Source organism: Paenibacillus sp. FSL R7-0297, assembly GCF_038009025.1.
GTDB lineage: Bacteria > Bacillota > Bacilli > Paenibacillales > Paenibacillaceae > Paenibacillus_AQ.
Map to the genome: position 1 here is coordinate 6,566,074 of NZ_JBBPAQ010000001.1, position 21,288 is coordinate 6,587,361.

At 52.0% G+C, this 21,288-nt stretch carries 20 protein-coding genes; 4 read left to right on the forward strand and 16 right to left on the reverse strand.

From position 1 onward, the window contains the following. Positions 1-193: 193 nt before the first annotated feature. The 4 genes from MKZ24_RS28600 to MKZ24_RS28615 all read right to left on the reverse strand — a co-directional run bounded on the left by MKZ24_RS28600 (position 194) and on the right by MKZ24_RS28615 (position 2,860). A complete protein-coding gene (locus MKZ24_RS28600; RefSeq protein WP_340789076.1) occupies positions 194-1,384 on the reverse strand; it encodes an aminotransferase class I/II-fold pyridoxal phosphate-dependent enzyme in 1,191 nt (396 codons plus the stop codon). A gap of 13 nt (positions 1,385-1,397) precedes the next feature. Continuing rightward, on the reverse strand, positions 1,398-1,898 hold the full coding sequence (locus tag MKZ24_RS28605; protein ID WP_039308379.1) for an Lrp/AsnC family transcriptional regulator: 501 nt from the start codon (positions 1,896-1,898) through the stop codon (positions 1,398-1,400). A 207-nt stretch (positions 1,899-2,105) separates the two neighbouring features. Beyond that, positions 2,106-2,504 carry a spore coat protein gene (locus tag MKZ24_RS28610; RefSeq protein ID WP_042234146.1) on the reverse strand — a complete coding sequence of 133 codons (399 nt, stop codon included), beginning with the start codon at positions 2,502-2,504 and terminating at the stop codon, positions 2,106-2,108. Positions 2,505-2,626: 122 nt separating this feature from the next. Beyond that, on the reverse strand, positions 2,627-2,860 hold the full coding sequence (locus MKZ24_RS28615) for a hypothetical protein (protein ID WP_039308384.1): 234 nt from the start codon (positions 2,858-2,860) through the stop codon (positions 2,627-2,629). Positions 2,861-3,047: 187 nt separating this feature from the next. On the opposite strand from MKZ24_RS28615, the gene MKZ24_RS28620 reads away from it, so the two are divergent. After that, positions 3,048-4,286, forward strand: a complete 1,239-nt coding sequence (locus tag MKZ24_RS28620) for an NAD(P)/FAD-dependent oxidoreductase (RefSeq protein ID WP_340789083.1) — start codon at positions 3,048-3,050, stop codon at positions 4,284-4,286. A 139-nt stretch (positions 4,287-4,425) separates the two neighbouring features. Here MKZ24_RS28620 and MKZ24_RS28625 read toward each other — a convergent pair whose 3' ends face one another. Beyond that, on the reverse strand, positions 4,426-5,985 hold the full coding sequence (locus tag MKZ24_RS28625; protein ID WP_340789085.1) for a flavocytochrome c: 1,560 nt from the start codon (positions 5,983-5,985) through the stop codon (positions 4,426-4,428). Between the two features lie 179 nt (positions 5,986-6,164). Here MKZ24_RS28625 and MKZ24_RS28630 point away from each other — a divergent pair, with 179 nt between their 5' ends. Further along, complete coding sequence (locus tag MKZ24_RS28630; RefSeq protein WP_340789086.1) at positions 6,165-6,623, forward strand: hypothetical protein; 459 nt, start codon at positions 6,165-6,167, stop codon at positions 6,621-6,623. A 106-nt stretch (positions 6,624-6,729) separates the two neighbouring features. On the opposite strand, the gene MKZ24_RS28635 is transcribed toward MKZ24_RS28630, so the two are convergent. Genes MKZ24_RS28635 through MKZ24_RS28650 form a run of 4 tightly spaced genes read right to left on the reverse strand, consistent with a single transcriptional unit; the run spans position 6,730 to position 10,998 of the window. Further along, the gene (locus MKZ24_RS28635; RefSeq protein ID WP_340789089.1) at positions 6,730-7,524 is read right to left on the reverse strand and encodes a PHP domain-containing protein; all 795 of its coding nucleotides are present in this window, start codon (positions 7,522-7,524) and stop codon (positions 6,730-6,732) included. A gap of 34 nt (positions 7,525-7,558) precedes the next feature. Then, positions 7,559-8,392: an energy-coupling factor transporter transmembrane component T family protein gene (locus tag MKZ24_RS28640; RefSeq protein ID WP_340789092.1), complete on the reverse strand. Its 834-nt coding sequence runs from the start codon at positions 8,390-8,392 to the stop codon at positions 7,559-7,561. Then, the gene (locus tag MKZ24_RS28645; protein ID WP_340789094.1) at positions 8,379-10,127 is read right to left on the reverse strand and encodes an ABC transporter ATP-binding protein; all 1,749 of its coding nucleotides are present in this window, start codon (positions 10,125-10,127) and stop codon (positions 8,379-8,381) included. The genes MKZ24_RS28640 and MKZ24_RS28645 overlap by 14 nt, the downstream gene beginning before the upstream one ends. Next, a complete protein-coding gene (locus tag MKZ24_RS28650) occupies positions 10,120-10,998 on the reverse strand; it encodes a hypothetical protein (protein ID WP_042234137.1) in 879 nt (292 codons plus the stop codon). The genes MKZ24_RS28645 and MKZ24_RS28650 overlap by 8 nt, the downstream gene beginning before the upstream one ends. 178 nt (positions 10,999-11,176) lie before the next feature. Between MKZ24_RS28650 and MKZ24_RS28655 the strand changes: the two genes are divergently transcribed. Then, positions 11,177-12,010 (forward strand): MurR/RpiR family transcriptional regulator, encoded by an 834-nt coding sequence (locus MKZ24_RS28655; RefSeq protein WP_340789096.1) that lies wholly within the window; start codon positions 11,177-11,179, stop codon positions 12,008-12,010. A gap of 38 nt (positions 12,011-12,048) precedes the next feature. Here the strand turns inward: MKZ24_RS28655 and MKZ24_RS28660 are convergent, their stop codons facing one another. The 6 genes from MKZ24_RS28660 to MKZ24_RS28685 form a co-directional block, all read right to left on the reverse strand. Further along, entirely contained in the window at positions 12,049-12,777 is a 729-nt protein-coding gene (locus MKZ24_RS28660) for a response regulator (protein WP_340789099.1), read from the reverse strand. Next, positions 12,774-14,408: a DcuS/MalK family sensor histidine kinase gene (dcuS, locus tag MKZ24_RS28665; protein WP_340789101.1), complete on the reverse strand. Its 1,635-nt coding sequence runs from the start codon at positions 14,406-14,408 to the stop codon at positions 12,774-12,776. The genes MKZ24_RS28660 and dcuS overlap by 4 nt, the downstream gene beginning before the upstream one ends. Positions 14,409-14,505: 97 nt before the next feature. Then, entirely contained in the window at positions 14,506-15,711 is a 1,206-nt protein-coding gene (locus MKZ24_RS28670; RefSeq protein ID WP_340789103.1) for an MFS transporter, read from the reverse strand. A 78-nt stretch (positions 15,712-15,789) separates the two neighbouring features. Continuing rightward, positions 15,790-16,338 carry a hypothetical protein gene (locus MKZ24_RS28675; protein WP_340789106.1) on the reverse strand — a complete coding sequence of 183 codons (549 nt, stop codon included), beginning with the start codon at positions 16,336-16,338 and terminating at the stop codon, positions 15,790-15,792. A gap of 136 nt (positions 16,339-16,474) precedes the next feature. Further along, positions 16,475-16,894, reverse strand: a complete 420-nt coding sequence (locus MKZ24_RS28680; protein WP_042234127.1) for a DUF350 domain-containing protein — start codon at positions 16,892-16,894, stop codon at positions 16,475-16,477. 24 nt (positions 16,895-16,918) lie between these two features. After that, positions 16,919-19,285, reverse strand: a complete 2,367-nt coding sequence (locus MKZ24_RS28685) for an endonuclease MutS2 (protein WP_340789109.1) — start codon at positions 19,283-19,285, stop codon at positions 16,919-16,921. A 153-nt stretch (positions 19,286-19,438) separates the two neighbouring features. Here MKZ24_RS28685 and MKZ24_RS28690 point away from each other — a divergent pair, with 153 nt between their 5' ends. After that, positions 19,439-19,786 (forward strand): phage holin family protein, encoded by a 348-nt coding sequence (locus tag MKZ24_RS28690; protein ID WP_042234122.1) that lies wholly within the window; start codon positions 19,439-19,441, stop codon positions 19,784-19,786. A gap of 121 nt (positions 19,787-19,907) precedes the next feature. Here the strand turns inward: MKZ24_RS28690 and MKZ24_RS28695 are convergent, their stop codons facing one another. Then, positions 19,908-20,993 (reverse strand): GGDEF domain-containing protein, encoded by a 1,086-nt coding sequence (locus MKZ24_RS28695; protein ID WP_052416144.1) that lies wholly within the window; start codon positions 20,991-20,993, stop codon positions 19,908-19,910. Positions 20,994-21,288: the final 295 nt, after the last annotated feature.

The window sequence follows — 21,288 nt, forward strand, 5'->3', positions numbered from 1 at the left end:
AATCATCCCTCCTAATGTATTATTGCGCGATATCCGAGTACTGATTCTGAATGCCTTCCTACTCGCACCCTGCGCCCTATCCAGAATAAGAGCTCCATGTAAGTGTATTACAGGTGTTTCCTGTCCTTAGAGTAAAATAATACCATATAGAAAGGTGATCGGCTATAGTTCAATTTACTTCATTACCCTTACATTACTCTGCCCGCTCGCGGGCCAGTTGTGAGACAAATGCCCCAATTCGTTCTACCGCTTCGTTCAGCTGGGATACCGAGGTTGCATAAGAGCAGCGGAGGTACCCTTCACCGCCCAGACCGAATACACTGCCCGGAACTGCAGCCACCTTATATTCCAGAAGCAGGCGCTGGGCGAATTGATCGGAGGTCAGTCCGGTGTGCTGAATACTCGGGAAAGCATAGAACGCGCCTTGCGGCTCATGGCAGTCCAGCCCGGCATCACGCAACCCTTTGACGATCAGCCGGCGCCGCTGATTATAGGAATCCGCCATCCGGTCTTTCTCTTCCATTCCGTTGGTCAATGCCTCCAGAGCAGCCACCTGGCCCATCGAAGGCGCGCACATGACTGTGTACTGGTGAATCTTCAGCATCGCGGAGATCAGATCCGGGTGACCGCAGGCATACCCCATCCTCCATCCGGTCATCGCGAAGGCTTTGGAGAAGCCGCTGACCAGGATGGTGCGGTCAATCATACCCGGAAGGGAGGCAAAGCTTACATGATTGCTTCCATAGGTCAATTCAGCATAAATTTCATCGGAAATTACTATGAGATCATGTTTCTCTACCACTTTGGCAATCGGTTCCCAATCCTCACGGCTCATAATCGCACCCGTCGGATTGCTCGGATAGCAGAGAATGAGAATCTTGGAGCGCGGGGTGATCTTGGCTTCCAGATCAGCCGCCGTAAGCTTGAAGTTATTCTCTCCGAAGGTCTCAATACCGACCGGAATACCGCCGCCAATTGCTGTTATCGGTGAATAAGAGATATAGCAAGGCTCGGGAATCAGAATCTCGTCTCCCGGTGAGATCAAGGCCCGGAGGGCCAGATCTATTGCTTCACTGCCGCCGACGGTGGCGATAATCTGGTTCGCAGGATCATATTGCACCGCGAAGCGGGTCTGCAGATATTCGGCAATGCCATCGCGTAGCTCCGGCATGCCTGCATTGGAGGTATAACCGGTGAAGCCGCGCTCCAGCGAGTATACGCAAGCTTCCCTCACATGCCAGGGAGTTTTGAAATCCGGCTCCCCGACACCCAGTGAAATAATATCCTTGCTGCCTGCCGCCAGATCAAAAAACTTGCGGATGCCCGAGGGCTGTATCTGCTGGACCAGCGGGGCCAAATAGGAATTCATCGACTTCGTAATCATGGCATTACATCCTTCACGGAGATATCATCAGACGGTTGTCTTCTTCATGCTCTTCAAAGATGATACCGTCCTGTTTGTATTTTTTGAGCGTAAAATTAGTTTTGGTAGAGAGTACCGCATCAATCGGCGACAGCTTCTCGGAGACGAAATTGGCGACCTCCCGCAGATTGCGGCCTTCCACTTCGACCAGCAAATCGTATGCGCCGGACATCAGATAGACGGATTTGACCTGCGGATACAGATAGATCCGCTCGGCGATTCCTTCGAACCCGCGGCCCCGTTCCGGTGTGATCTGAACCTCGATCAGTGCAGTTACCCGTTCATCGTCCACCTTATCCCAATTGACCACAGTAGCATATTTCACAATGACATGATCCTGTTCCATTTGTGCAATTACGGTCTTGACATCTTCTTCTTCCGCACCAAGCAAGGTTGCCATTAAAGCCGTTGAGCTTCGCGCGTCCTCCTTGAGCAGTTCCAGCACTTTCCTCTTCAAATCATTCATTTCCTTCATGCCTTCCCTCCGGATAGTTCGCCAGTCCGGTACCCCTGCTTCAGGGCAGAGCGCCTGCGAAAAGAGTTTAGTATTAATATGACACGAAAATGACAGTTCTGCAAACAAAATAACCCCGCCGGGGCGGGGTTACAATGGATCTTTTTATTTGTGTTTCTCCACACCAGCGGACGGGGAGTCCTATGCTTCATCCGCCCCGCGTGAGGGTTACATATAGTAAGAACCATTATTATGCTGCTGCACATTAGCCTGGTGCACAGGAACATTGGAGGCCTGGTTATAGGCACCGGCTCCACCTGTCTTCTCACGCACGAACTGCTGGCATTTCTGCTGTGTCTGCTGGGCGCTCTGAATCTGCTTGTCGATATCCTGACGCAGCGCTTTCCCTGGAGGGGTATACATGTTGAGCTGCGACATTTGCATATACAGCTCACCCTGAAGTCTGAGCGTATCCATCGTTAAATCGTTGAACACGCGGCGTACCGTTTGACAATTCGACTCTGTGGCTGCTGTTGTATATTCCCGGACTGTCCGCTTCAAATCAGCCAGAACCGTGTTCAGTAAATCTTCATCCGCCATGAATGGCGTTCCGTTTTGTGCGTACACAGTAAAACCTCCTTAAAGTTTGTGAGCCTCTGCTTCTTGAGTGATCTTCGTACAAACTCACTCCGAAAGCATACGCTAAGTTTGTGTGTAATAATTTCGTGAGCTACTGCTTCCTGCAGTATTTATTGCGGCTGCGTCGGCGCATATTGCTGATGCTGATGCAGCAGCTGTACAAGCATGTCCATATGGTGTGTGTGGCTTTGAATCTGCTGTACACAGATTCCTTGCACCGTGGAGTTTTGAGTGGTTCCGGCTGTAGCGGCCAGCTGCTTAATCAGCAAATCCTCGTTGGAAATGGAATCAGCGATATATTCCAGTTCTTTTCCGCTTAGTGCCTGCATTTGGTTCGATTGCATGTTCGGTAATCCCTCCTTCTGGATGTTCAAGCGTTCCTTAGTATGCCGCAGAGCGGAATTCTTTATGTGCCAAAAAGCGCAAAGGTGCCTTCAGCAAAATTGATTCATCACCGTTATACCAGCGCATGAGCGGCTGAACATTTGCAAATAATACCCTATCGTTATCATACAAAGGAGCGACCAAACCATGAAACTCAACAGCGGGCAACTGCCCTGGGAGAATACTCTGCCTCATCCGCCGGTTTATCCGGTACTTGAAGGAGATATCACCTGCGACTGTCTCATTATAGGCGGCGGTATGGGCGGGGCGATAATGTCCTACCGCATGTCCCTCAGCGGAGCAGATACAGTCCTCATCGACAAAAGAGCGGTAGGCAGCGGAAGCTCCCACGCCAATACGGGACTGCTGCAAATAGCGAATGACAAATCGCTGACCGCCTGCATGAATACCTTCGGGGAAGAGAACGGCGTGCTGTTCTACAAGCTGTGCCAGCAGGGCGTCCGCTCCATTCTCGAATTGCCGGGCAAGCTGGACATCGATCCGCAGATCATCGCCCGCAGCAGTCTGCTGTATGCCAGCGTTCCTGAAGATGTACCCGCTCTGCGGCTGGAGCATGAGAACCTGACACGGCACGGATTTGATTCAGAGTTCTGGGATGAAGAAACCATCCGCTCGCATTATTCCTTCTCCAAACCGGCTGCGCTCTTCTCCAGGGGAGATGCCGAGACTAATCCGCTGCGAACCGTGCACAGTCTGATTGACAAAGCGCATTCCGGCGGAGTCCGCGTCTACGAGCATACCCAAGCCCTTAATTATGAATATAGTGCTGACGGCGTAGTCTGCCACACGGAGAATGGCCGGATCATTGCGAAGAATGTTGTGTTTGCCATGGGGTATGAAACCCAGGATATGAAAAAGGACCGGGGTGCGGAGCTGATCAATACCTACGCTATTATGACCAAGCCTGTTCTGAACTTTCCAAAGTGGTATGAACATAGTCTGCTCTGGGAAACCGCGCGGCCCTATTTGTACTTCCGGACCACTCCGGACGGCCGGATCATTGCCGGAGGCAAGGATGAGCAGCTCACCAGTCCGGAGCGCCGCGATGTCCGTGTGCTCTCCCAGAGCCAGCGGCTGCTCGAGGAGCTTGTCGCCCTGTTCCCGGAGCTTCAGGGAATAGAAGCCGAATATTCCTGGGGAGCGGTCTTCGGCTCCACCCGTGACGGATTGCCTTATATAGGGCCGCATCCGGAGTACCCGCACAGCTATTTCATTGAAGGCTACGGGGGCAATGGAACCGTCTACAGCATGATCGCCGCCGAACTTCTCTCAGATACCCTTGCCGGCAAGGTACGCCCCGAGCTGGAGCTGTTTTCACTAACCCGTACAGCGAAGCCTACGCCGTCCCCGGCAATCCAGGCGTAACCAGCATAGAGCATAGCTAAGGGAGCCTTGCTGCTTCCGGCGGGAGCAGCAAAAGGCACATGCAAAAAGGGATGTCCGCGAGCCTGATGGCTGCGGAGCATCCCTTTTTATGATAAACCCGACATTATGGAATAATAGCTTATTGCGCTTTTACAAATTCAGCAGATTTGATCCCTGCCTGGCGTCCGAAAATAATGATCTCGGCTACAGAGTTCCCGCCGATCCGGTTCTGGCCGTGTAATCCGCCGACTACCTCGCCTGCTGCAAAAAGTCCAGTGATCGCTTTGCCGTCTTTGTTCAAGACCTCTGTATTGGTGTTAATCACCACACCGCCCATGGTGTAGTGAATTCCCGGGCCGATTTGAATCGCATAGTACGGTGCGCCGGATAGATCATTGTCCATACCTGTAGTTCTGCCGAATTCCGCATCCGACTTATTCTTCACTGCGCTGTTCCAGGTATCTACGGTCGTTTTCAGCTGATCTGCCGGAACATTCATTTGTTCTGCCAGCGCCCGGGTGGTATCCGCTGTTTTGACAACACCCATCTTGATGTACTGGTCCACCGCTTTGACACGGGACTTCACACCGGAATCAAATACCAGATAAGCGGATTTCTCTGGAAGCTTATTGATGGAAGCCGTCACTTTATCGCGGGTATCCATTTCATTACCGAAACGTTTGCCGGTGCTTGAGACAAGGATTGCGCCTTCGCCCCGCACAGCTTCACCGATCAGGTAGGATTTCTCCTGCTGTACTGTCGGGTGAACCTGGATCTGATCCATATCCACCGTTGTGCCGCCAACCTTCTCAATCATCTTGATGCCGTCGCCGGTGCTGCCGATCTGATTCGTGGTTACTAATCCTTCCAGATCAGGTCTAACCTCGGAGATCAATTCCTTGTTCGCACCGAAACCGCCGGTTGTAACAATAACTGCTGCTCCAGTAATCAATTTCTCATCGGCCTGGTTAAACAGCACCTTGACGCCGTTCACCTTGCCATCTTGCACTGTAAGTTCCTTCACGTCCGCATTAACGAACAATGGAATCCCTTGCTCTTGTACATTTCTTACGAGTCCTGCAACCAGATATTGACCGACTGCTGAACCGTCTTCGGGACGGTGGGTACGCTTCTCTTTCATTCCGCCGGTAATCGTAATATTGTTCAAACGGATTCCAATTGAATCCAGCCAGTCAATGGCACTTGCGGAATTATCCACGAAGAAACGGAGCAATTCCTTGTTATTCGTGTCGTGACCGCCTTTTAGCGTCTCTTCATAGAACAGATCATTGGTGTCCTCGATGCCCTGCTCCTTCTGGAACTTCGTATGCGAAGCGTTCATACCCGAAGAGGATTTGGTAGTATTACCGCCGGCAACCGGCATTTTCTCGAGAATAACCGGGTTCATGCCGTTAGCCTTGGCTTCCAGCGCTGCCGACATTCCGGCACCGCCTGCGCCGACAATGATGATATCATATTTATCTTTTAACTGATCGTACGGTGTATAGCTCGCTTCGGATGCTCCCGATACGGCTTCGGCTGTCTCTTTAGGTGCAGTGGTTGCTGCAGGCTCTGTGGTTGCGCTGTTCTTACCCTTGCTCTCATTGACACTGCCGCCCGCATTGTTGTTACCGCAGCCTGCGATAACCAGCATAACGGAAAGAACGAGTATAAGAGTCGCTGCAAATCTCTTTTTCATAGTAATGCTTGCCCCCTTGTGCATATTTTCACAATTAGCATAGCGGCAAAAGGGCTGTCCTTGGAAGCTTACGTAATTAAAGAAATCATTAAGTAACTAAAGTAAGTGAATTTGCGTACGGAAGTTTATAGTTTTATAATTGGGACTTACACATTCGTATGAGTAGGAGGAACTGAACCATGGACAAAAGCAAAAAATATGTGCTTACCGGCGCCATCCTGACCGCAGCTGGTGTTTCTCTAATGACCTATACAGCAAACCGTTACACTTCCTTCAACAAAGTGGTGTCCAGAACCATCCGGCTGGAGGATATCGCCTCCCTTGAAATCACCCGTCTGTCCTCTGTTCCCGGTGAACAGAAGGATATTGTGGTTACGGAGCCTGAGGCCATCAAACAAATATGTGATGATTTCGCCGACGTCCGGTTAATGAAATCAGCGCGGAATGTAAGCACAGACAACAAATACAGCTATTATATTACCATCGTACAGGCTGACCGGAAGCAGCGGTTTGATATCATTCTCAAAGGCGGGCAGCATATGATAATTTACGATAATGATATGAACAATCCGCATTTGAAAGCTTATAAAATTATGGGTTCCTTCCATCCGCAGGCATTGAAGCTGGCTTTTGCTTAAAACCGCAAGGCGTAGCGTAAATCATCCCCGGAAGCATAGAAGACATTACCTATGAAGTCATGGCCGGAGGAGTCCGGACATGACTTCATAATATTTTAGGGCCGCTTTAAGCCAGATAGCCAATCTCCGCTTCATCCCTGGAAGGCACTTCGCCGGCAAGCTGCTTCAGCAGCTTCTTCATCATGACCGAAGCCTTCACCTTGGTATGGAGACACGGCGAAAGCTCCATCTCATAGTCCCCCTGCTTAATAGCCTCCTTCAATTCCTCAACTGTAGAGCAGGATACATGTAGCCGGTTTATTACGCTGCCATACTGCAGGCATTGATGACTGTCACTGCCGGCAACCACAGGAACGCCAAGCTTCTCTGCAAATGGCGTAATCAGGTTCTTGTAGGCTTCAGCCCCCTGCACGTAAATATCTTTAGCATTGAAATCAAACGCATCCAGCCGCTTAAGCAGCTGAGGGTCCAATTGATGAAGTGGAGTAGAGGTGCGGAACGGATGGGCCCCTATTTTCCACAGATTGAATTCATCCGCCAGATCCAGCAGTCTTTTGAAAGGAATAAAGCTACACTGAGCAGTGTAATCTTCCAGCAAAGAACGGACAGCAAGAACATTCTCCTTAAGCCCGATCAGCAGGATGTGGCCTGTCTCGGCAATATCCACTTCCATTCCCGGAAACAGCTTCAGCCCGTCCACATCATAGTAATGTCCGTTATACGGATACATCTGATCCAGTGCCTCGTACATTGCGAAGAAATTAGAAGTATTAAAATGCTCTGTCAAAGCGGCTGCCTGCAGTCCGTTCACTTTAGCTTCCGACATCATTTCTGCGAAATACGCCGGGGAAAATGCTGATTTCTTAGACAATTTTCCGTGTGTGTGCAGATCAATATTCATATAGGTTAGGCTCCTTTTAAGTTTGCAGATTAGGTTAATACACCAGCTCAGGGTACAGGGTTCCAAACCAGAACAGCAGTATAATGTAAATCGTTGAACCGGATAAAAAAGCCCAGTCCGGCCTCTTCATCCGCAAATAGGACAGCTTGATCTTCTTCACCTTCGGATTGCTGAGACCGTAGCTGAATCCGCGTGTCTCCAGCGCTTCAATCGTGGTTCGCGACCGTTTGGCTGTATTGAGCATGAGCGGGTAGAAGACCAGCACCACAATCCGCAAGTAATACGCAACTGTTCTCCAGTAGAACACCCCGTGACGATGCGGTCTTTGCCCCCTGAGTCTGAAGGACAACAATATCTGGTGGAATTCTTCCAGCAAAGTAGGCAGAATACGATAACCGTAAGATAAACTAAATGCAAAGGCATCAGGTATGCCTAAGGATAAAAGTCCGTCACTAAGCCGTTCGGGATCCAGACTGGAGAATACAGTGATGCTCGCCAGTGAAATGACAGAAAGCTTCAGCGTCAGCGTTAACATTGGCAGCAGGGATTCACTCCCCCCTCCGAAAAAAAGCGTCAGCACGAACATCCAGCCGATCTGTCCGGTCAGGCCAAGGCACAGGATACAGATGATTAGCGGACTAACCCGTGACAGGACAGTTGTTATGACCATGAACACGAACATTCCTAATAAGATTGTCCGGTTATGCACAAACCAGGGCACGATGGCAAAAAACAAATACCATAACAGCAGTGTCCGGGGGTCAAGCCTGCCCAGAAAGGTAGCGCTGTTGTTATACGCGGTCCCCAGTAATTCCAGCTTGATCTGTTCTACAGAGATCCGGTCCAGCGCTTTTTTAACAGCCTCCATAGATTCCGGCCACCTCCTTCTGTAGCTCCACTTGGCTCACAAACTCGTCCAGGCTGCAGCAAATGCGCGGCAGGCCGAGTATGCGGCTTAGCTTCATTAATTGTGTCTCTGCCAATCCGGCACGCCTCAAGAGCATTCCGTCAGCAAATATTTCATCCTTCGTTCCGTCAGCAATGATCTGTCCCTGATGCATAACAATAATTCTACTGGCCCATTCAGACACAAGCTGCATATCATGAGTGGCGATTACCACCGTCTCCACATGGCTCCGCAATGTCTCAAGGACGCTAACCATTTCCTGCTTGGTCGAAATATCCAGATTCGCGGTGGGCTCGTCAAGCAGCATAACTGCAGGGCGGACAGCGGCACCGATTGCCAGGGATACCCGCCGCTGCTGACCGCCGCTCAGCAGACGGGCATCCCTCTCAGCGAGCTCACTAAGCCGGAACGCCTGGAGCATCTCTTCTACTCTCCGGTCTGTATCCGCTAACTTCCGGGCCTTCAGATAATAGGAGATTTCTTTGCGTACAGAATCCTCGATAAACATATCCTCCGGATTCTGAAATACATAAGCAACCGTACCGGACAGGCGCTCGGGCGGCACACCATTGACTTCTATGCCTTTCACATTAACCGTTCCTGAGGAGGGTCTGGCAATACCTGAAATCAGTTTCATTAAGGATGATTTCCCTGCACCGTTGTTACCGATAAGGGCTACCGATTCCCCGTGTTTCAGCTCCAGCTTTACCCCGTTCAGAACAGGATGAAGTGTCTTGTGAATCGTGCGGTACGACAGGTGAACATCCTTCATTTTAACGATAGAATCCACATCTCCTACGCCTGTGCGGATCTGCCCGCAGACTGGATAGGCGGACCCGGCCTGCCCAGCCGGCCCTTTACGGCGGATCATCCGGTCAAGCCCCTCTTCAGGGGTCAAAGGGAACTGTCCTGCGTTCCGGTCATTCTCCTCCAGCATCCAGACAGCTCTGGTCACATCCGGCGGATAAATGCCAAGCTCCAGCAATTCTTGTACCGAGGACAAAGCATCACGTACCGGCTTCTGCCAGCGTATGGATCCTTTATCCATTAGGATAACGTTCCTGCAGTATCCTGCTATAAATTCGGTATGGTGCTCAATGACTACGATGGTCTTCCCGTGCAGCTCATTCAATTGCCGCAGGATATCATAGATATGACGTGCATGCTGCGGATCAAGCTGGGCTACCGGCTCATCTATGACCAGTATTTCCGGATCCATTGCTAGTGCTCCCGCAAGAGCCAGCAAGTGCTTTTGCCCACCACTAAGCTGCCAGATAAATTCATTTCTCAGTTCGCTAAGTCCGGTCAACGCCAGCGCCCGTTCTCCCCGTTCCTTGTAGTCCGCAAAACCATAGTTCAGCGGGGTAAAAGAAACATCATCAAGCACGGTCGGACGCACCAGCTGGTTCTCGAAGTCCTGATAGACATAACCGATATGCCTGGATAGTTCAGAGACACTCCGCCCTTCCGCCGGTTGACCACAAATCATCGCTTCTCCGGCGAAATCTCCTGTGTAATAATGCGGGATTAATCCATTGAAGCATTTACAGAGTGTGGATTTGCCGGATCCGTTGCTGCCGATCACGGCAACAAAATCCCCTTTCTCCAGTTGCAGGGATACATCCCGCAGTACAGATTGTTCCGCCCCCGGGTAAGTAAAGGACACTCCTCTAAGCTCCAGGACCAGTTCATGCATCTGCCTGTCCTCCTTCCTGACGCCTGCGTGCAGCACGCCGGATTAGCGATAGAATGGTCACAACCGCAATGATGACGGCAACCAGCATGCTCAGCCAGATCAGCTTTTCCTCACCTGATTCAGCCCAGGCAAATTCAAAATCACCGAAGTTCCAGCCTGATTCCGACAACAATTCAGAACCTAGCGCAACCATGATCAGAATCGTACCTGAAATGACAAGCTTTGGCGACAGCCAGACCCCGGATGCATATTTCATATTCCGCTCACGCGGCTTCATGCCGAGCAGCGGCTCAATCTTGCCGTACAAGCGGGGAACCAGATACATCGTAGGCAGAAGGGCGAACAGAATGCCCGAGAACAGCACATCATTCAGAAATCCGACACCTTCGATGATGACGATACTTTCCGCCAGACCCTTAACCGCTTCCAGTTCCTCCACACCGACCCATACCTTCAAGATATCTACCGCTGAGCTAAAAAACTGGTGAATCGCCACTCCGGTAATTGCGGCTGCGCCTACCTGTCTACGGTTCTTCGGATCGGATACCATAAGGCCTGCTGTATACATCGCAAGAGAGAAGGTAATGAATTTCTCCAGTTCGCCCAGTCCGCCGAATTGACCCAGCATCAGCTCACCAAAGATCACTTCGCCGACAGCCGCTCCTACAGCTGCATACAACGGGTGAAACAGCATACATAAGGTCAGAGGAATGAAAGCGAAATATTCAATCGACAATTCAACCGGACCCAACTGGATGCTAGGCACCAGCTCCGTAAACATATTAGACAAACCATACAGCGACATCGACAGCACAAAAATCATCATTTTTTGAGATTGGGTCAGCGTGTAGCGGGTCTTTAACGTGCTCATAAACAGTTGGCCTCCCTACAGGAATTTATCTTTATTATAAAAAGGCCATGTCAGCACAGGTTTTTCCATTTGTTAAGCTGGAGTAATATTTTTTTCAGAATTTTTAACGCTGTAAAAATATTTACAACATCTTCAAGCGTTATATTGTGTAAAAAGAGTACATCCGGAGGAAACGCATATGTATAAAGACTGGAATCACCGCCCGTTCTCACCCAACCAGCGGATCATCGCCGATTTTATCCAGAAGAATGAGCAGCGGGTTGTCTATATGACAGAGCAGGAAGTTGCTGACGAGCTCCATTTGAGCATCGCCTCCGTCTCACGTTTCTGGAAAGCAGCCGGCTTCAAGCATGCCAAGGATTTCAAAAACCGGCTACGGTTCCGGTTCGAATCTACGCCCTCGGTTAAAATGCGTGACGCAATGGAGCGATCCGATGATAGTTCACTCCCCCAGCTACTGCTGAATAATTCCCTTCACCATCTGCAGGAGACACACCGTTATTTGAATGAGACGTCGCTGCAGTCCGCGGTAAACAGTCTGTCTGCTGCACGGATTGTATATGTTTATTGTCCCGGCCCCTGCGGCGGACTGGCTGAACTGATGATCTACCGGATGGCGCGCTTTGGTCTTCAGATGAAGCGGATGGCTCCGAGCGGCCATGAGCTGCTGGAGACCCTAATGCATGCAGACAAACAGGATGTGGTACTGGTTTTTGGATTTGTGCAGCTGTTACCCGAAATCGAGGTGATTCTGGACCATTCACGGGAGGCAGCTTATCAGGTCATTCTGATCACTGACCGACTTGTATATCCCCGGTCACAGGATGCAGATATCGTGTTGTATGCAGGAAGAGGCGAGGTTTGGGAGTTTCATTCAATGGTCGGCCCTATCTACATCATTGAGAATCTGATTCTCGGTGTAGGACTGGTGGGCCGGGATCATAACCTGAGCAATCTTGACAAGCTCCAGCAGCTGCGGGCGCAGTATGGAGGGAAGCTTCCGCGTACCTGACAATTATAAAAAAAGGACCCGAAGGTCCCCGCTAACGCTCAGCCGCTTATATATTTGCTTATAAGTTCATGCCCCTCGGGCTTCACCTTATACATATACACCGGTCTGCCTACCGCGCCGTAGCTGAGCTCCATCTCCAGAATGCCCGCCCCGGTCAGAAAAGCCAGATATTTACGGACGGAGATCCGCGAGATCGGTGCGTGGCTGCTGATATCTTCAGTGGAGAATACCGGGTTCTGCAGCTGCTTAATCGTATTCCAGATGCTCTCCAGTGTGCCTTCGGTAAGACCTTTGGGCAAAGCCGGCACCTCAGCCTTGCCTTCTTCAGCCTCCGCAACGGAATGGCGCAGCAGCTTATCCAGCTGTTCCTGGCTCAGATGCTCTTTGTGCATTAACTGAAAGTCTTCGCGGTATGCCGACAAAGCCGCCTGAAACCGGGCAAACTCAAATGGCTTGATCAGGTAATCCACAGCCCCGTTCTGCAGCGCTTTGCGGATGCTCGCATTATCGCTGGCGGCGGAGATCACAATGATATCCGCCTTGCTTCCCTGCTCCCGTAGCGCGGACAACAGCTGAAGCCCGCTGGTACGGGGCATATAGATATCCAGCAGCAGCAGATCGATCTCCTGCTCGGCCAGCATCTTCAAGGCCTCATCTCCTGAAGCCGCCCAGCCCGCGAACTCGAAGCCCCGGATCTGTTCGAGATAATGGCGGTTGAATTTCGCTACCATCGGGTCATCTTCTACAATCAGCACTTTAATGTTCATTGGCTCTCCTCACCCTTTGCAGCATATGGCACATTAACGATGAACGTGGTTCCCGGCCCGCTGCAGGCGGCAATCTGAAGATGTCCCTGCAGCTTATCTACACTCTTCCTGACTAAATACAGTCCGATTCCCCGGTGTTCCCCCTTAGAGGAGAAGCCCTGGACGAAGATCTGTTCCCGGAATGCCTCCGGAATCCCAGGCCCGTTGTCGCTAACCTCACACAGCAGCCTGCCTTCTTCATAGTGAAAAGCAAGTCTGACCCGCTTATTGCTGTGTACGCCTCTGCTGTGTTCGTCTGTCCCGGACCCGCCCAGCGCTTCCATCGCATTGTCCAGCAAGTTCCCGGCAATGGTAATCAGCTCATGAATCACCTGTGAATCTGCCGATTCCGGCAGATCACTGTCCGCAGTCAGCAGCAGCTCGATTCCCGTCTCGCGCGCCCGGCTCAGCTTACCCAGCAGAAAACCAGCCATAACCGGGTCCTTAATCTGTCTGGTGATGGCCCCGATCTCCTGCTGGTAGTTACTTGCCGTTCCCAGAATATACTGCTGCAGCTCATCATATAAGCCCATATGCGTCATGCCCATAATGACATGCAGCTTGTTCATGAACTCATGGGCACCTGCCCGCAGGGCATCTGCGTAGACAGCAATACCCGACAGCCGTTCGGCCAGCACAGCCAGCTCGGTCTTGTCACGAAATGTAGCAATAGCTCCGGCAATCTCGCCGCCTACGCGGACCGGCAGGCTGCTTACGAGCAGGGAGATACCGCCCAGCTCCAGCTCCTGGTCCTGCCTTCCCTCCCCGCTGGACAGCACATGCTCCAGACGCAGCTCTGGCCAATAATCGGTAATCTGCCGGTTTACAACGGCGCCGTTAATTCCTGCCGCCTTGAGAAGCCGGTGCGCCTCCATATTAATAAGCGTAATGCGCGCTTCCTGGTCAATCGCAATAATCCCCTCGCGAATGGATTCCAGCATGGCGCTGCGTTCCTGCAGGAGTCTGGAAATATCGGCAGGCTCCATGCCGAACATCATTTGCTTGATCCTCCTGGCCAGAACAAAGGCGCCTCCGGCTCCAAACAGCGCACCTGAGACCAGAATGGCAATAATCGTCCATTCATTCTGCCTGACCAGACGTTGCACCCTGTCCATTGACAATCCGGCTACTACGACCCCGAGCTGATGGCCTCTGCCATCATAGACCGGCACGAATGCCCGCAAAGAATTCCCGAGCGTCCCTGTTCCTTCGGAGATGCTCTCTTGTCCGTGCAGCGCAGCCTCCTGCCCGCCACCCACGAAGGGCAGCCCGACCTTGGAGGCATCCGGATGTGAATACCGGATGCTGTTCATATCCATCACCACAACAAACAGGATATCATTGCGGCGCGTAATCTTGGAGGTATAGGCTTGAATCCCCTTGCTGTTCCCTTCGCTTAATCCCTCTGAGAGCAGCGGCATCAGGGCAATCGTGCGGGCAATCGTAATAGCCTTATCCTCAAGGGCATGCCGGGTCTGGGGAATAATCTGATTGCGGAATATAATATATAAGACCAGCAGCACCAGGACTACAACGGCAGATATCATCACCGCTACCGTTGTCCTTAGGCTGTAGCTTTTTTTCTTGGCCATGGATGCCCATGCCTCCTCATAAATAACGTTTGTACCAGGATATCCCGGCTAGATCCAAGCCGGTTCAGCACCTGCACCCGGATCTGTTCAGCTCAAGTTATCCTGTTATGCTTCCTTGCTTCAGCAACCGCCGCAGCACCAGCCAGCCACCCAGCGGAGCCGTTCCCAGCAGCAGCATAAGCCCTGTGACAGCCTGCGGGGACTGATTGACCGACAGCACAGCGATGAACACAAGCAGCCCCATCAGCCGCCCTGTCATCAGACTCAGCTCTCTAAGCACAACCAGCTCTACCCGTTTGCCGGCACTCTCTTCAGAGACACCCATCAGATCGAAGCTGGTAGACGTCATCGGCAGCATGTAGAGCGGGATACACAGCGAGGTTCCAATGCCCATAATTAATAGCGTGGCGTAATTCACCTTCCACAGAAGCGGCAGAATGAAAGCGGCCAGCAGCAGACTGCCGGCCAGCATCCCCCTGAAGCGGATTCCGGGCTTGAACCATTTGCCGGCCGCATAGTAGCTGATCAAAGAAACTGCCGAGGTAATCAGTGCGAACTGCCCAAGCTTACTCTCCTCACGGGCCGCAATATAGACCAGCAGTCCGATCAGGAACGAGAATACGCCCTCCCGTACTCCCTGGAACAGCAGCGCCGCCGCAGCGGGCCGCCATGGACTCTCCTTGCGGCTAAGCTCGCGCCAGGGCTCCAGCCACAGGTAGGTTCCGCCGCGCGGCCGCTTCTCCAGCCCGAAGCTGAGTACAGCAGCCACTCCATAGATACAGAGTGATAGAATAAATACGATACGATATCCCCGCTCTCCCTGCCAGTGGGAGATCAGCACCCCGGACACCCACGGACCCACAATGCCAGTCAGCGAACCCAGCAGTCCCATCCAGCCGTTGAAGAAATCGCGGTTGCCCGCCTCGGTAATCTCAAAGAAAACAATATTAAAAGCCAGCCAGTAGAACCCGATCGAAAGACCGAGAATGAGTCCCAGCGGCCAGATATAATGCACCGCTTCTCCGCGCAGCCAGAGCACCAGCAAATAAAAAAAGCCCGAAACGGCAATTCCCAGCCGCAGGGCATTCATTTTGTTATGCTCCTTCACCCATTTGCCGCCCAGCCAGAAGCTTAGTCCGACTGCGAGCTGCTGGGCAACCGTAAACCAGCCGATCATGGCGAAGTTCTGCCGGCTTTTCCATAAATATACGTTCAAAAAAGTACCTGCCAGCACCGTAGCCAGCAGGTAAAGCCCGCCCACGGCAAGCAGCAGCGCTGCCTGGTTCCGTAATAACCTCCTCATGCTATACCTCCCTGCTATTCTGGACATCTCATGTAAACATAACATGTCCAAATTACAGGGAAAGCATGAATTTCAAGCTTATTCCGATGCAGTGCTGAGATTGCGTACAAGCTGAATGCGGTCTTCCTGCGCCAGGCTATGCTGCACATGGAAGCAGGAAGGACATACGAACAGATTCAGCGAGAATGGCGGCTTCAGCACCGGTCCGCCGCCAAGCGCTTCTGGCGTTGCCGGGGTAAATCCGCTTACCTGCTGTGTGCCCGAGTGAATCATCAGCTCATGGCATTGTGGACATTCTGGCGCTTCCAGCTGCGCAGCCAGCAAGCTGGAGACACTCTGCTCATAACGCGTCAGATCATAATCATCGCCGAACTGGACCAGGGTATTAAATATGGGAACCACACTATCCTGGTCACCTTCGTCATCCCACAGACCCTCGTCACTGACCTCTTCATCTACGGAAGCATCCTCTGGGTCTACCTCTTCATCTTCAAGATCGTCAGCGCCTATTGTAATTGTGCGGTAACCGCTAAGCTCATTATTGCAATGAGGACAAGTGTCCTCCGGACCAAACTCCTCATCCCATACAATCTCGGTATGGCACCAAGGACATACTGTCGTTTCCATCTGTATAATCTCCTTCGTTCCTCACATTAGGTTCAATTCAGTGCATCAATAAATATATAATCCCGGCCGCTATAAACGCCAGAGCGGAAATGAACAGAACCCGAACCAGAATCTTCATATTTCCCTGCTCCCTAAATTAAAATATAGCAGCACCGATGACATAGGACAATGAAACGGAGATCAGCATTGCTGTCAGTCCCACGGCCCGGTTATCCGCGGCAATCTCGTCATCAATCGAAAAGACGGGGGTTAGAAATTCAAACAGGAAGTACGCCAGCAGCAGCAGGAGGAAACCCACAGCCGACCATTTCATCGTCTCATAGATCGATGCTCCCGCTTCAATGCTGAAGCGCAGAATATTGCAGATGCCGAAGATTTTGCCCCCGGTTGCCATCGCTACGGCCACATTCCCCTTGCGGATTTCTTCCCAGCAGTTGTATTTAGTCACCATTTCAAAGAAGGACAGGAATACCACCAGACCCAATATGGCCACTGTGAAGTAGCCGAGCAGCGCTCCCAGCGGATGATCCAGCAAAAGATCAATATTATCTTGCATACTTCCCCCTCTTTCTGCCGGACGCTACTGCAGTTCAGCCACGGTTACGCCCGCGCCGCCTTCGTTGTAATTCCCGAGCCGATAGCTTTTGATATGCTTATGCTTGCGCAGATATTCCTGAATCCCCGTCCGCAATACCCCCGTGCCTTTGCCGTGGATAATCGAAATCTGCCCCAGATTGCCGAGGAATGCTTCGTCGATGAAACGGTCGGTTTCCATAATGGCCTCTTCCAGATTGGCCCCGCGCAGATCGAGCTCGGTGCGGACATTCTCATCCCGCGTACGCTTGACTGTCGTAGCCCGGCGCAGAGCCGGGGGAGGCGAATCCGGTGCGGAGGCCAGGAACTCCAGATCACTCAGATTAACCTTCATCTTCATGATGCCGAACTGCACCACGGCTTCCTTGGCACCGCTCAGCTCTACAACAAGACCCTTCTGATTCACATTAGCCACCTTGACTTCATCTCCGGGCTGAATCTTCCGCGGCGCCTTGGTACTGCTGCGGGCGATAACCTTCTTGCGCGGTGCAGGCTCCGCTTCATCCAGTCTTCGGCGGGCTTCGATCAGCTTATGCTCCTTGACGGACGCCCCTTCCTCCATTGCCAGGCGGCGGAGGTCACTGATGATCTCCTCGGCTTCCTTACGCGCCTTGGCGAGAATATCGCTGGCATCCTTCTCCGCCTTCTCCAGACGTTTGTCGCGCTGGCCTTCCAGCTTCTCCAGCTCCAGCTGCTGCCGCTTGCGGAATTCTTCCGCTTCGCGGCGCAGACCCTCGGCCCGTTCACGCTCATTCTCTGCGGTGAGGCGGTTCTCTTCCAGGGAAGCGATCATGTGCTCGACGCGCATGTCTTCTTCCTTGACTTCGCCGCGCGCATGCTCAAGAATGGCATTCGGCAGCCCGAGGCGCTCGGCAATGGCGAACGCATTGCTTCGTCCCGGCACACCGATCAGCAACCGGTAGGTAGGACTCAGGCTGGCCACATCAAACTCCATACTGGCATTGATGACGCCTTTGCGCTCGTAGGCGTAAGCCTTCAGCTCGCTGTAATGCGTAGTTGCCACCATCCGGCATTCTGTACGGTGGATATTCTCCAGAATGGCAATCGCCAGGGCCGATCCCTCCGCCGGATCCGTTCCTGCTCCCACTTCATCGAGCAGAATCAGACTCTTCGGCGTCATTCTCTTCAGGATGGAGATAATATTGGTCATATGGCTGGAGAACGTACTTAAGCTCTGCTCAATACTCTGCTCATCGCCAATGTCGGCATAGATCGCATCGAAGACGCACATCTGGCTGCCTTCCTCTGCCGGAATGAACAATCCTGACATCGACATCAGGCTGAGGAGACCGATGGTCTTCAGGGTAACCGTCTTCCCGCCGGTATTCGGGCCGGTCACGATAATCGAGCTGTACTGGTTGCCCAGCTCCACATCCAGCGGCACGACCTGCTCCGCAGGAATGAGCGGATGGCGCCCTTTGCGCAGGCGCAGGTAGCCGCGGTCATTCATACGCGGCTGGGTAGCCTTCATGTCACGTGCCAGGCGTGCCTTGGCGAAGATGAAATCGAGTTCGCCGAGAATATCGATATCATAAGCCATCTCTTCGGCAATATCGCCGACAAGTGCCGTCAGGCGATGCAGGATGATCTCGATCTCCCGCTCCTCGCGCAGCCTTGTCTCGCGCAGCTTGTTGTTCATCGCCACAATCGATTCCGGCTCAATGAACAGCGTCGCCCCGGAGCCGGACTGATCATGCACAATGCCGCCGAAATGGGCACGGTACTCCGCTTTGACCGGAATGACAAACCGGTCACCACGGATCGTCACAAGCTGATCCTGCAGCATCTTCGATACCGAAGAGGAGCGGATCATGGAATCCAGCTTCTCGCGGATGCGGGTCTCGCCGCCGCGCAGCTCCCGGCGGATGGAGGCTAGCTCTGTACTGGCCGAGTCCATTACATCCGCATTCTCGTCAATACACAGGCGGATGGCATCCTCCACATGCTTCTGCTCCGAGAGCAGATCGCTCTGGGCGAAGAGAGTAGGAATCTTCTCATCCTCATGCATCGCCCCGAGGAACCGCTTCACTCTGCGGGCTCCGCCGATGGTGTTGCCGACAGAGAGCAGTTCCACGGTGCCGAGCATTCCGCCGATCGAAGCGCGTTTCAAGGCGGGCTTGATGTCAGTCACACCGCGGAAGGAAGGAATCCCCTTCAGCCGGTCAACATTAGCAGCCTCATCCGTAGCCTGCAGGAGCAGCTTCACTCCTTCGAAATCTCCGGAGGGCTTCAGCGATTCGGCAGTCAGTCGTCCCATCGGTGTCTGCGTATACTGCATCAATTTATTTAAAATCTTGCGATATTCAAGCGTATGCAAAATTTTGTCGTCCAATTACTGTCACAGCTCCCTTCATAGATGGTTACATTATACCTAATTCAGCCCATTTTCGCTATTTGGGTATGATTTCTGGGCATAGAAAAGCGGCTGCGGGCCACAATAACAACGCACATATCCTTACGCGAACGCCAAAGGAGGTTAATTTAGGTGAAATTCTTAGGTCATGTGGTACGTTTCGTGGTCGCTGCAATCGTTCTGATGGTGGTCGGCTGGATTGTCCCGCAGTTCACAGTCGGGGGATTCTGGAGCGCTCTTGTGCTTGCGCTGGTTATAGCTCTGCTCGGCTGGGTGGTTGAAGGCATTTTCGGCAAAAAAACAACACCCTTCGGCCGCGGTATCGTCGGTTTCCTGGTCAGCGCACTGGTGATCTGGATTGCCCAGTTCATTGTGAGCGGAGTCAGTGTCACCATTCTTGGAGCGCTGCTCGCAGCCCTGGTCATTGGCATTATCGACCTCTTCCTGCCGGTATCCACTCCGTTTGAAGCGGCCAAGTAGAACCGGCTAAACCGTCCTTAGGGGACGGGTATCCGTTTCAGCACACAACGAAACCCCCAATCCCCGGATTATACCGGATACTGGGGGTTTGTTGTAATTAAAAAATTTTTTAAACTAATAATTACGCATAGGACACCATCGGATCATCGCCATGGGTGACAGCAGCCGTGACGACAGCATTTTTGCCGCCACGCTTGGCACTGTAGAGCGCTTCGTCCGTCTTGCGGAACAGCATTTCCTTGCCGTCCCCCAGCTGATAATCGCAGAACCCGATACTGACCGTAATCGGCTTGCCTCCGGCGTACGGATGCTCCATAGCAGCTATACCTACCCGCATCTCCTCGACGGCAGCATAGGCTTCCTGAAAGCTTTTATCCGTAAAAATCACCGCGAACTCTTCCCCGCCGTATCTCGCCGCGAAATCATTCAACCCGATCAGACCATTCACCTTCGCTGCCACCTCCTTAAGCACGAGATCGCCGACCCAGTGTCCGTACGTATCATTGACACGCTTGAAGTTGTCGATATCAAACAGCGCCAGTTGCAGCCTCAGCCCGTTGCTCGAGCACTGCTCCAGCAGCGAATCCAGATATTCATGAAAGGTTTTGTGATTGTACAGGCCGGTAAGCGCATCGGTCTTCAGCAGCTTGTCGGAAATCGCCCGTTCCACCATCAGCCCCTGCTCAGACTTGGTCAATTGCTCCAGATATTCGCGGGTCTCACGGGCCCTGACAATGACAGCCTGCGTCATCACGGCGAACACAATAAACGCACATTCTACGATCAGAAACTCCAGCAACGGTTTGTCCAGCAACGGCCGCTCAAGCCCGAAATAAATTCCGCTATAGAATAGCGTGCTAAATACCCCGAGATAGTGCAGCACCCGCTGGTCGAAATAGATCAGGGCAATCATAATCGGCATCATAAGTGTCATCTGGGCACCGTCTACAAAAGGCTCCAGCACAAAATACATCAGATAAGAAACGATAAACCCGCTGATCACAATGGCCTGCTTATGATAATGCTGTGACTTACGCAGCCAAATCTCGGCGGAAGCCATAGCTATAATGATCATCAGATTACAGGCGATGAATAAGTGGCCCTTACTGGGAATGAGGATGGTCTTAGTTTCAAAGGAGTGGGAGGACAGCATAAAAATAAATTGGGCTGCCAGCATACAGAGCACAACAATCCAGTATCCGTTCAATATTCTGCGGTGCCATTTCTCCGCACTTTGCGATTCGTGGGCTAAAATAATGTGGATCCCCTACTTCTAACCAAATTATATAAAGTTGAAATTATAATAGCTTTAATTATAATAAATTTTAATTGTTTTTGCATCATTTTTTTGCAATTTTCGACAAAGTTTGGAGTCAGCTTCCGGTCAAACAATTCCTCACAGATTATCCAAGACAACCATCGTGATTTAAGCTATGCTAATGACACCTGTTATCAAAACTCTGAGCATAAGCTTCCGAAGCAAGTTCTGTACGAAGAAGTTC

Excerpts from the sequence above, each read along its gene's own strand:
- MKZ24_RS28600 (WP_340789076.1), bottom strand. The coding sequence starts at position 1,384 with ATGATTACGAAGTCGATGAATTCCTATTTGGCCCCGCTGGTCCAGCAG.
- MKZ24_RS28605 (WP_039308379.1), bottom strand. The coding sequence starts at position 1,898 with ATGAAGGAAATGAATGATTTGAAGAGGAAAGTGCTGGAACTGCTCAAG.
- MKZ24_RS28615 (WP_039308384.1), bottom strand. The coding sequence starts at position 2,860 with ATGCAATCGAACCAAATGCAGGCACTAAGCGGAAAAGAACTGGAATAT.
- MKZ24_RS28620 (WP_340789083.1), top strand. The coding sequence starts at position 3,048 with ATGAAACTCAACAGCGGGCAACTGCCCTGGGAGAATACTCTGCCTCAT.
- MKZ24_RS28625 (WP_340789085.1), bottom strand. The coding sequence starts at position 5,985 with ATGAAAAAGAGATTTGCAGCGACTCTTATACTCGTTCTTTCCGTTATG.
- MKZ24_RS28630 (WP_340789086.1), top strand. The coding sequence starts at position 6,165 with ATGGACAAAAGCAAAAAATATGTGCTTACCGGCGCCATCCTGACCGCA.
- MKZ24_RS28635 (WP_340789089.1), bottom strand. The coding sequence starts at position 7,524 with ATGAATATTGATCTGCACACACACGGAAAATTGTCTAAGAAATCAGCA.
- MKZ24_RS28640 (WP_340789092.1), bottom strand. The coding sequence starts at position 8,392 with ATGGAGGCTGTTAAAAAAGCGCTGGACCGGATCTCTGTAGAACAGATC.
- MKZ24_RS28645 (WP_340789094.1), bottom strand. The coding sequence starts at position 10,127 with ATGCATGAACTGGTCCTGGAGCTTAGAGGAGTGTCCTTTACTTACCCG.
- MKZ24_RS28650 (WP_042234137.1), bottom strand. The coding sequence starts at position 10,998 with ATGAGCACGTTAAAGACCCGCTACACGCTGACCCAATCTCAAAAAATG.
- MKZ24_RS28655 (WP_340789096.1), top strand. The coding sequence starts at position 11,177 with ATGTATAAAGACTGGAATCACCGCCCGTTCTCACCCAACCAGCGGATC.
- MKZ24_RS28660 (WP_340789099.1), bottom strand. The coding sequence starts at position 12,777 with ATGAACATTAAAGTGCTGATTGTAGAAGATGACCCGATGGTAGCGAAA.
- dcuS (WP_340789101.1), bottom strand. The coding sequence starts at position 14,408 with ATGGCCAAGAAAAAAAGCTACAGCCTAAGGACAACGGTAGCGGTGATG.
- MKZ24_RS28670 (WP_340789103.1), bottom strand. The coding sequence starts at position 15,711 with ATGAGGAGGTTATTACGGAACCAGGCAGCGCTGCTGCTTGCCGTGGGC.
- MKZ24_RS28675 (WP_340789106.1), bottom strand. The coding sequence starts at position 16,338 with ATGGAAACGACAGTATGTCCTTGGTGCCATACCGAGATTGTATGGGAT.
- MKZ24_RS28680 (WP_042234127.1), bottom strand. The coding sequence starts at position 16,894 with ATGCAAGATAATATTGATCTTTTGCTGGATCATCCGCTGGGAGCGCTG.